This is a genomic window from Paraglaciecola sp. 20A4 (assembly GCF_011378905.1).
GTDB lineage: Bacteria > Pseudomonadota > Gammaproteobacteria > Enterobacterales > Alteromonadaceae > Paraglaciecola.
On sequence record NZ_WTPY01000011.1, the window covers coordinates 115,013 to 125,317 of the forward strand.

Below are 10,305 nucleotides of genomic sequence, written 5' to 3' on the forward strand. Positions count from 1 at the left end.
GTCTACCTGTTATTAAATAAAAAATGGTTGCCTAAATAGCAACCATTTTTTTGTTGTTTCAGTATTTTTCAGCTTATAAACTAAAACACTATCGATTTACCCCGTCCGCTAGATTCAGAGCCGGCCTCAAGTTTACCCCCTCTATTAACGATAGTGTGCAGGTCTCCAAAGCGTTCATTATCCATTATATAACCCATTTTCTCTAACGCACTCACTGTATCAGCCGTTAATCCGTCGTGATAACGAATGGTGTCCTTAGGCAACAACTGGTGATGAAAACGTGGGGCATCCACCGCTTCTTGGGCACTCATATTGAATTCAAGTGCGTTCAATATTGACGTATACACTGAGCTAATAATAGTTGTTCCCCCTGGAGACCCCGTCACCACGCTGATTTTTCTGTCTTTGAGTACGATAGTCGGTGTCATTGAAGAAAGCATACGTTTCTTAGGTTGAATTTCATTCGCTTCACCACCTACGGCACCAAACACATTTGCGACACCAGGCTTAGCACTAAAATCATCCATTTCATCATTCAATAAAAAGCCCGCGCCTTCTACCACAACGCCGCTGCCAAAACCTAGGTTAATGGTCGTGGTGTTCGACACCGCATTACCCCATTTATCAACAATCGAAAAATGTGTGGTTTCTTCGCTTTCTTTTAAACCAGGCTTAATCAACTCGGTCACAGAGATATGATCCATTCTGATATTAGCACCACGTTTAGCGATATATGCTGGGTCAATCAGTTCTTCGACTGGCACGTCAACAAAATCAGGATCGCCCAAATACTCAGCTCTATCAGCAAAAACGCGCTTACCTGCCTCTGCGAGTAAATGTATATAAGGAGCTGAGTTATGCTCTAGTTTGCTTTTACCTGCCGTCAATTGGTCATAAAAAGTTAGCCACTGAATAATGGCAATGCCACCAGAGCTAGGAGGCGGTGAGGTTACGACTTCATAATCACGCCATTTTGCAGTAATAGGCGCGCGAGATTTAGCTTCGTACTGAGCGAGATCCTCTTCATTAATCAAACCTTTGTGATGTGTCATAAAGTCGGCGATGGTTTTAGCCGTTTTTCCCTTATAAAAGCCATCTCGGCCTTGATCGCGGATCAGCGTTAATGTTGCCCCAAGTTCAGGCTGCTTAAATATGTCACCGGTTTTTGCTGATGCAAAGTAATCATCAAAATTAACCTCAAAACCTTTGTCTTTTAAGCGTTGACTGTAACGACTAATATAGCCAGCTAATTTTTCTGGCATCACAAACCCGTCAATGGCGAGTCTTACCGCGGGCTCAACTAAAACGTTCCATGGCAAAGTGCCGTACTTTTCATGCGCTAACCACATACCAGCAACTGTGCCCGGTACACCTGATGATAAAATACCGATAACGGACTGATATGGCACGACATTACCTTGCTCATCCAGATACATATCTCTGTAAGCATTTAAGGGAGCTTGTTCTCGGTAATCAATAAAATCGGCTTTTTGATCCTTGTAAACCAACATAAACCCACCGCCACCAATATTACCGGCCTCAGGAAGCGTCACAGCCAACACAAATTGCGCTGCTATAGCGGCATCAACGGCATTGCCGCCATCGAGCATAATTTGCTTAGCGACGTCAGCACTAAAAGCATCTGGCATGGCAACAGCAGATTGCTGGACATGGTTTTGTTGTTGCTGGTTTTGCTGATCATTTTCCTGTACAGGCGCGTTGCAGGCGCTCAGCACAAATACCAATAACATAACCATAAATGAACACTTCATCAGACTTCCTTTTAGTTGTTATATTTACTACTTAGTTGTATCACCCGATTCGATTATTAAGCGTAGACGAGTAATACAGCAGGTTAAAATCCCACAGCTACAGCATAATTAAACTGGCAATAAAGTAGCCAATAAATGCTAGTGCGCCACCGAATAAAGCGTAGGGCATTTGTGTACGTACGTGGGTTAATAAATCACAACCCGATGCAATAGAAGACACAGCCGTGGTATCAGATATCGGCGAACAGTGATCCCCAAACACCCCACCGCCTAAGATAGCGGCTAATACTAGTGACGGTGGCAAACCTAATGTTTGGATCAGCGGCACGCCAATTGGAATTAGAATGGCAAAGGTGCCCCAAGACGTTCCAGTGGTAAACGACATAATGCCACCCGCTAAGAACAAGACTGGTACTATCAATGACAATGGCAAATAATCGCCCACTAAATTAGCGACAAATATACCCGTGCCTAATTCTTTCAAGCTGCCACCTAACGTCAGTGAAAACAGCACTATAGTGACTAAAGGCAAAATCTCGCCCATGCCTTTAAAGCCTTCGTCGACCAATTCTTTATGAGTGTATTTTTTAGCACTTATCAGCAAGAAATAAGCCACCATGCAGGCCAGTACCGTGGCGTAAAGAACTGATTTACTGCCACTTCCGGCGGCTATATCACCATCGCCAGTCCATAACATAAAGCCAATCATACCGAAAATCATGGTACCTAAAGGGACTAACATAAAGCGCGCTTTACTGGCAGGAATAGGTAGGCTCGCGTCATTATTGTGCTGCATTTCTCGCTCAGCTTCACGCATGGGGCCGTGAACACGATCGGTCACTATGGTATACAACACAATCAGCAGAGCAATAATGGCGTAGAAGTTAAACGGGATCGTGCCCCACAAAATAGACACTGGAGATTCTTCCAGTTCGTAATTACTAAGTAGGCCTAGAACAAATGCTCCCCAGCCGTTGAGTAAAATCAAAATACACACCGGCGCACTCGTGCTGTCGATAACATAAGCTAAGCGCGCTCGACTCATTTTAAATTTGTCATACAGGCCTCGTGATAATATCCCCGATGCCAACACACTCAAATTTGACTCAATAAACACCACGATGCCAGTAAACATGGTGAGAAACCCCACTTGACGTTTACTTTTTGCTACGCCTTTATTAATTAGCATTTCAACCGTGGCTGTAACCCCGCCTGAGTTACGTATATAAGCGAGCAAGGCGCCAATTAACATGCTAAAAATTAATATGCGTGTATTGCCCGATGAACTGGCAATTTCGATTACCCGTTCAATTGAGCCTATAACACCATGAAATATAAACTCTCCATCTCCTCGATAGGCAAGTAATGCTTCAGCTGAGAAAATGGCAAGTATAAGTGCCAAAATAACTTCTTTGCGCCAAAAGACCACCACGATTGCGATGATTGGCGGAAGAATAGAATACCATTCCATATAGAACCTTATATATGCGCCACTGCGCTATTATTATTGTGTATTGAACTTGGAGTGTGAGTCCCAAATAAATATTCGCCACTTAAGTACAAATATTAGAATAAATTATCACGCATATGAGGTGCTCGTCAGCAACATTACACTATTTTTCCTAAGGTTTTAAATAGATATAGTTGTTCCAAGGCCAACTTTACGATTCACTAGGCACTTAACACCCTACGACACGGCTGAATGAGTAAAAAACGTTTAACAATATAATAAGCATCAAAGTAATTTTCACTAAATTACTTTACTGGGGCTAAATCTGTCAGTGTAAGCGGGTTATGTGCGGCAAATAATCTGTCGTATCTACACCCTTATAATCCTTATGCACAAACTAATTAACTTAAAAAACTACACAATGGCCAGCGCAGTTGTGTACTTAATCTGCTCCATAGCAAAACTTGACGTAACATCGGATAACTCAATTCCTCCCACCAATTTTTTGTAAAACACATCAAACGCCTTCATATCCGATACTACTACTTTGAGCATGTAATCATATTCGCCACTCATGCGATAAAACTCAACTATCTGCTCCATACCTGCGGCGTGCTCTGCGAACCGACTTAACCAATTAATGTCATGCTGTCCTGCCTTTACTTGTACGAATACGGTCATACCTAAATTGAGTTTTTCCGCATCTAGCAGTGCCACCCGCTTCTTAATAATCCCGTGTTTCTCGAGATTTTGAATACGTCGCCAACACGGCGTTGTACTTAGCCCAACGGCTTCCGCCATCTCACTAACAGACAAGGTTGCATCTTCTTGCAACAACTTTAATAATTCTCTGTCTAACTTATCCATAAAATTTAATTTCATTTATTGAACTTAATTTAGAATAAATTTTTAATTAAACGAAAACAAGCGCAATACTTAGAATATTATTCTGCTTATCGTATGGCATAGTATTTACCTGATTTAACCTTAATCGATGGTACCTACATTATGCCTACTGAAGCCTTGTCACTTGCAGTAAATAACGAAACCAATAAAACCAGCACCAACCCATCTTCAATCTCAGTACCCAAAGGACGCATTTACGACGATATTACCCAAACCATTGGTAATACGCCTTTAGTGCGCTTAAGTCGACTGGCTAAGAAGCATCGCGTAGGCGCAGAAATATTAGCCAAGGTTGAATATTTCAACCCTGCGGGATCAATCAAAGACCGCCCAGCTCTAGCAATGATTAATGCATTGATGCAATCAGACTCGTTCAATGAAAATACCCAAATTATTGAAGCAACATCAGGCAACAATGGCGTCGCGTGTGCATGGATATGTGCGATGAAAGCAATCCCATTGACCATAGTCATACCCGAACATATGTCGATAGAGCGCCAAAAGTTGATCAAACACTATGGCGCAAAGGTCATTACCACCGCTAAAGAGCTTGGCACTAAAGGCGCTATCGACAAAGCCAAGCAGTTAGTTCAAAGCACAGAAGGCGCCGTGATGCTTGATCAATTTGGCAATCAAGCCAATCCTGATATGCATTTCAATAGCACAGCACAAGAAATTTGGCGTGACACCGATGGCAAAGTCGATGTTTTAATCGCTGGCGTTGGCACCGGTGGCACCATCACAGGCATTGCCAAAGCGCTAAAAATCCGTAACCCTAATATAAAAATTATTGCAGTAGAGCCTGCTTCTTGTCCGGTATTAAGTGAAGGCCGCGCTGGGGTTCACAAAATCCAAGGGTTAAGCTCAGGTCACATACCGGATGTACTAGATGTGGATTTGTTAGACGAGGTCATTACGGTAAGTAACGAAGATTCTATCCTCTATGCCCGTGAGCTTGCCCGTGTAGAAAGTCTTCCGGTAGGTATTTCATCTGGTGCCGCAGCTTGTGCGGCAATACTTATTGGTAAACGTCCTGAGTACGTCGGGAAGAATATTGTCACTATTTTAGCGGATACAGCGGAGCGTTATTTCAGTACAGAGTTATTTGCCCAAGATGAAGAAATTTGACAGTTGGTCGCTATATAGCAGGGCTGGTAAGCAATTTAATTCAAACTAAATAAGAATACCTTTCAGGGTGCTTTATAAAAGCGCCCTATTATCATTGATATATTAGGATTTTATTTCGGCAGATGACCGTTGTACACATGTTTGAACGGCTCTCGCTTAACAGCACCGGCTTGATAACCATCGAACGTGATATCGTCAACATGACGAAGCTTACGCCATGGCCTGTCGCTTAAAACCAACATCAATAAAATGCCTGCAGCGAGCGCGCCCGCTATTTTAAATAACAAAACAACGACCATAAAAAATAACGAAAGAGTCGTTTCAGCGGATAAGTATAACAAAGGGGAAAAAACAACAAGGGTAAACGCGATAACGGCAACTACCAATAGTAGTGAAATAAGTGTTTTATTATTAGACATTACAAGTTCCTTTAAAAAATTCCATTTCTGACCTGCCTTTACTGCGCACTTACATGTGCAAGACTGTTTCAATATAGCCATCAAATCTGTTCCCATCAAACTGATTTTAAGCCAATTTTAATGTTTATTTAAGTCGATATAATTTGACGGTAAATAAAGCTCTCAAGAGACTTAAGCCCAGAAAGCGAGTTAGTTAAACTCGAAATACAGAATAGACAAACTCACTAAGGCCACTAATAACAATATAAAACCACTCACACCAAAATTGTCACTCTTACGACGCGTGCGCTTGCGCTTTAATATTAAAACCGCCAAGCTCAAGCCAACACAGGCAAACAATAAGCCTACTAAATAGGTACTCAAGGATGACGACCATTGTTCACGCACCGTAACGCCCCAAAATTCTTGGGCGCCAGTGATAAATTCAGGCCGGGCATAATGAAAGACAATTAAGGCAGCAACAAACACCACCCACCCGAAAACATTGAATCCAACCATGATTTGAAATAATTTATCGTTCTCTATACGCGTTTTACGGCGGTTTTTGCCCTGCCAATCTTGTTTATTGCGTTCCATTGTCTGCTTGCTTCCGATTTTTCTTGAGTCTAAGCGCCACCTGAGTAAGATTACACACCTTGTGAAATTAGCCAAGAAACGGACGCATAATTTTGGCCATATCAGCGTATTTTTCACACAAATTGTCTTGTTATTGATAAACAGCTTGCTGATTTATGTAATTTAGCAGCGTTATCATGGCACTTCCCCTTAAAAAAATGACATAATTTGGTTTAGTCCGAATTTTAATAAATACCCAAAGTGGTTTGGAGATAGAACATGGCGCAAGCCCCAGTGGCAGATATTTTTGCCGGTAAATATTCAGTTGGTCAGCAAGTCACAGTAAAAGGGTGGGTACGTACCCGTCGTGACTCAAAAGCTGGTTTGTCCTTCATTGCTTTGCATGATGGTAGTTGCTTTGATCCAATTCAGGTCATTGCTCTGAATACCCTGAATAATTATGCCGACATTCAACGGTTAACCACTAGTTGCTCCATTATTGCCACAGGTGTACTCAAAGAATCGCAAGGCCAAGGGCAATCTCTTGAAATTGAAGCCAGTGATGTTGAAGTTGTTGGTTGGGTTGAGAACCCAGACACCTACCCTATGGCTCCTAAACGTCATAGTTTAGAGTATTTACGTGAGCATGCTCACCTGCGTCCGAGAACCAACGTAATTGGGGCGGTCACGCGCGTACGTAACTGCTTGTCGCAGGCTATACATCGTTTCTTCCATGAAAATGGATATTGCTGGGTTAGCACACCAATTCTAACCGCCAGTGATACCGAAGGTGCAGGTGAAATGTTCAGAGTGACCACTTTGGATATGATGAATACGCCGACAACAGAACAAGGCCAGGTCGATTACAGCCAAGACTTTTTCGGTAAAGAAACCTTTTTAACGGTATCAGGTCAGTTGAACGGTGAAACGTATGCCACCGCAATGTCGAAAATCTATACGTTTGGCCCGACCTTCCGTGCCGAAAATTCAAATACGAGTCGCCATCTTGCAGAGTTTTGGATGATAGAGCCTGAAGTCGCGTTTGCTGATTTAAGTGATATTGCTCAGTTGTCAGAAGACTTACTTAAGTACGTCTTCAAAGCGGTGTTAGCTGAACGTGGGGATGATATGGCCTTCTTTGCCCAGCGCATCAATAAAGAAGCCATCAGTCGTCTTGAAAAAGTAATTGAGCAAGACTTCGTGCGGATGGACTACACAGACGCCATAGAAATATTACAAAATTGCGGCAAGAAGTTTGAGTTCCCAGTGTCTTGGGGCGTTGACTTATCATCTGAGCACGAGCGTTATCTAGCTGAGGAGCATGTGGGTGCGCCTATCATCATGCAAAATTATCCGAAAGACATCAAAGCCTTCTATATGCGCATTAATGACGACAACAAAACCGTTGCCGCTATGGACGTGCTGGCGCCAGGCATAGGGGAAATCATTGGAGGATCTCAGCGTGAAGAGCGCCTAGATGTATTTGACCGCCGCCTAGAAGAAATGGGCTTAAATAAAGAAGACTACAGTTGGTACCGTGATTTACGACGCTATGGCAGCGTACCGCACTCAGGTTTCGGTTTGGGGTTTGAGAGACTGGTCGCATATGTGACTGGTATGCAAAACGTACGAGACGTTATTGCCTTCCCACGTACACCAGGTAATGCAAATTATTAATATGAATAATGGGTAAAAAAGCCACCGGATGGTGGCTTTTTTTTGACTATACATTGGTGCATAAAAGCTTATATTCCATGCTATGCACTTGAATTAAAAAACTTTATTACAATTTTTTACATTCCAATTGTTGCACCTTTCTATCATTTAAATGAATGTTCTGTATAATCAAACATTACCTAAAATGATGGGATATTTAGGCTACTCTAGGCCTAATCAAAGCGTAAAGTGAAACCACTATGAACTTAAATAGAATTGATCTTAATCTTTTTGCCGTTTTTGACGCCATTTACACCGCGGGCAGTTTAACCAAAGCAGCGGACGTATTATGTATTACTCAACCGGCAGTCAGTAACTCACTTGCCCGCTTACGAGAAATGTTAAACGATCCGTTATTCGTGCGCACAGGGCACAGTATGACCCCCACGCCAGCGGCGCAAAACATTATCGGACCAGCACGTGAAGCACTAGGGTTATTACGCAAAAGCGTTCAAGAAAGTCATACCTTTGACCCTACCACAGCAGAAATTAGTTATAACTTCGCAGCGCGAGATCTGTTGGAAGCCAGCATTATGCCTAGATTGGCAGCAAAGCTTCAAAGTGTTGCGCCAAATATCACCTTAACAAACTACGACTTATCCCGTAGCAATATAGTGTCAGCAATGGCCAGCGGCAGCTTAGATTTTTACGCTGACGCATCGTCTGCTTTTGTGGACCCACATCTATGTAAACAAAAAATTGCTGAAGATAGATTTGTCGTCATTGCCCGTCGCAACCACCCTGCACTGAGCCAAGGTCTAAATTTAGACACCTTTTTGCAACTTGGGCACATTAACATCTCGCAGCGACGCACTGGCGCAGGTCCTATTGATATAGCGTTAAATAAATTGAATTTGAAACGTCGCGTTGTTATGCGCGGTCAACACTTTCTCACCGTCCCGTCGATTATCGTTAAGACCGATTTGATCGCTTGTATGCCTTATCATCTGGCCAAACACTATGAATGTTCAATATACGAGATGCCGTTTGAGTTGGCGCCAGTAGAATACTTTCTATATTGGCATTTAAGTGCAGATAACGATCACGCTAACATCTGGCTCAGAGAGCAAATAGCAGATGTGGTCACCACCTTTCACCCAAGTACCACTAAAGACTAGTCACAAAACTGAAGTCCCCCTATGCAATGCATTAGAAGGTTGCATAGGGGCTTATAAATATTTGATACAATAAAAGCCAAAAAAAATAGCCCTATTCGCTTAATCTATACTTCTTCACCACCGTAATGCCCAGCTAAATCGTCTAACTCTGAGCAGGTATAGTCAAACCCCTTTCCATCGAAAAAGTATCGCACACTCACGGTATCTGAACCTTTAGCCAATTTAGCTTTAACAGCAACATTGCCAGATGACGATGTCCAATGGGTAAGTTCGTTTAAGAAACGATTCGCCAACTGACCACTGCTAAATTGAAACTGTAATTCGCTTATCAACGCTATTCTCTCTGTTATCAAACAAACGCGTTCAAACGCTTGCTAATGAGTATCGGGGTACAAAAAACGCATGGTAATCAACCTTGAGAACGCTGTCTATGCTGGAGCCCTGTAATTAGGTTAATTAATATAGAATAGCGTTAGGGCATTTCCCCTAAAAACAAACCTCTGCGTTAGTCACTGTGGCCCCATGAATCGAGAAAGTGAGTGCCATAAATGGTTGCGGAAAATCCAAGGAGGCAGGCATCAAGTCAGAATGGTTTAATGCATGGAGTATGATGTCAGCGATACAAAGTAACTCAGTATTTAAGCACACATAGCAACGATTATTCGCAGCAGGTAAACCTAAGAAAGTGGCTATTATTGCGTGGATTAGAAAGATGGTTGTTATCTTAAATTCAATGCTCAGAGACGGAGTCATGTGGGAAGCGCCAAAGATTACAAATTAGCTATTGACGCCATAGTCTCTTGTTAGCAATTCAATTTCGATGACATTTTTACTATACTTCCGTGAGCTTGATCTGAACCTAGTTTTTTCTTCTTAGAAAAAGCTCGATTTGGATCCATGCCATCACGAATGAGCTGGGTAATATACCCATAAGTAAACTCAGGGCGAATAATTTCATAAGCTGCAGTTATTGATGGATAAAAAGTACCATCAACCGTAATAGGAATTGCAATACTAAAAGTGTCTATTCCACCAATACCAGAAATAGAAGGGATAATTACAACCGCCTCATCCGCTAGGGCGAGATCGTGAATGTTTTTTGACCAGTTGAAAAAAATTCAACGAGTTATTTGACGAGCTAGGTCTGTCGTGATCTTATACTCTCTTTTAGGGAGTAAAGCATGTATATCGAAGCCTTCACAGCCCACTTTGGCCAATTATCCGACACCCGTCAATCCGCC

The 10,305-nt window shown here is 42.4% G+C and carries 9 protein-coding genes and 1 pseudogene; 4 read left to right on the forward strand and 6 right to left on the reverse strand.

The window, feature by feature from the left end; all coding sequences use genetic code 11:
- Positions 1–80: 80 nt before the first annotated feature.
- The 3 genes from ggt to GQS54_RS12495 form a co-directional block, all read right to left on the reverse strand.
- Positions 81–1,772 carry a gamma-glutamyltransferase gene (gene ggt, locus GQS54_RS12485; protein ID WP_166424314.1) on the reverse strand — a complete coding sequence of 564 codons (1,692 nt, stop codon included), beginning with the start codon at positions 1,770–1,772 and terminating at the stop codon, positions 81–83.
- A 97-nt stretch (positions 1,773–1,869) separates the two neighbouring features.
- On the reverse strand, positions 1,870–3,243 hold the full coding sequence (locus GQS54_RS12490; protein ID WP_166424315.1) for a Na+/H+ antiporter NhaC family protein: 1,374 nt from the start codon (positions 3,241–3,243) through the stop codon (positions 1,870–1,872).
- 393 nt (positions 3,244–3,636) lie between these two features.
- Positions 3,637–4,089 carry an Lrp/AsnC family transcriptional regulator gene (locus GQS54_RS12495; protein WP_166424325.1) on the reverse strand — a complete coding sequence of 151 codons (453 nt, stop codon included), beginning with the start codon at positions 4,087–4,089 and terminating at the stop codon, positions 3,637–3,639.
- 141 nt (positions 4,090–4,230) lie between these two features.
- Between GQS54_RS12495 and cysK the strand changes: the two genes are divergently transcribed.
- Positions 4,231–5,256 (forward strand): cysteine synthase A, encoded by a 1,026-nt coding sequence (gene cysK, locus GQS54_RS12500; protein WP_166424316.1) that lies wholly within the window; start codon positions 4,231–4,233, stop codon positions 5,254–5,256.
- Positions 5,257–5,366: 110 nt separating this feature from the next.
- Here the strand turns inward: cysK and GQS54_RS12505 are convergent, their stop codons facing one another.
- A complete protein-coding gene (locus GQS54_RS12505; protein WP_166424317.1) occupies positions 5,367–5,675 on the reverse strand; it encodes a hypothetical protein in 309 nt (102 codons plus the stop codon).
- Positions 5,676–5,864: 189 nt separating this feature from the next.
- Complete coding sequence (locus GQS54_RS12510; RefSeq protein WP_166424318.1) at positions 5,865–6,251, reverse strand: hypothetical protein; 387 nt, start codon at positions 6,249–6,251, stop codon at positions 5,865–5,867.
- 258 nt (positions 6,252–6,509) lie between these two features.
- Here GQS54_RS12510 and asnS point away from each other — a divergent pair, with 258 nt between their 5' ends.
- Together asnS and GQS54_RS12520 are read left to right on the forward strand one after the other, a co-directional pair.
- Positions 6,510–7,907 (forward strand): asparagine--tRNA ligase, encoded by a 1,398-nt coding sequence (gene asnS / locus GQS54_RS12515; protein ID WP_166424319.1) that lies wholly within the window; start codon positions 6,510–6,512, stop codon positions 7,905–7,907.
- Between the two features lie 239 nt (positions 7,908–8,146).
- Positions 8,147–9,064 (forward strand): LysR family transcriptional regulator, encoded by a 918-nt coding sequence (locus GQS54_RS12520; protein ID WP_166424320.1) that lies wholly within the window; start codon positions 8,147–8,149, stop codon positions 9,062–9,064.
- A gap of 104 nt (positions 9,065–9,168) precedes the next feature.
- On the opposite strand, the gene GQS54_RS12525 is transcribed toward GQS54_RS12520, so the two are convergent.
- Positions 9,169–9,396: a hypothetical protein gene (locus GQS54_RS12525; protein ID WP_166424321.1), complete on the reverse strand. Its 228-nt coding sequence runs from the start codon at positions 9,394–9,396 to the stop codon at positions 9,169–9,171.
- A gap of 140 nt (positions 9,397–9,536) precedes the next feature.
- On the opposite strand from GQS54_RS12525, the pseudogene GQS54_RS12530 reads away from it, so the two are divergent.
- A pseudogene (locus GQS54_RS12530) lies at positions 9,537–9,845 on the forward strand (IS110 family transposase); the annotation flags it as partial.
- Between the last annotated feature and the right edge of the window lie 460 nt (positions 9,846–10,305).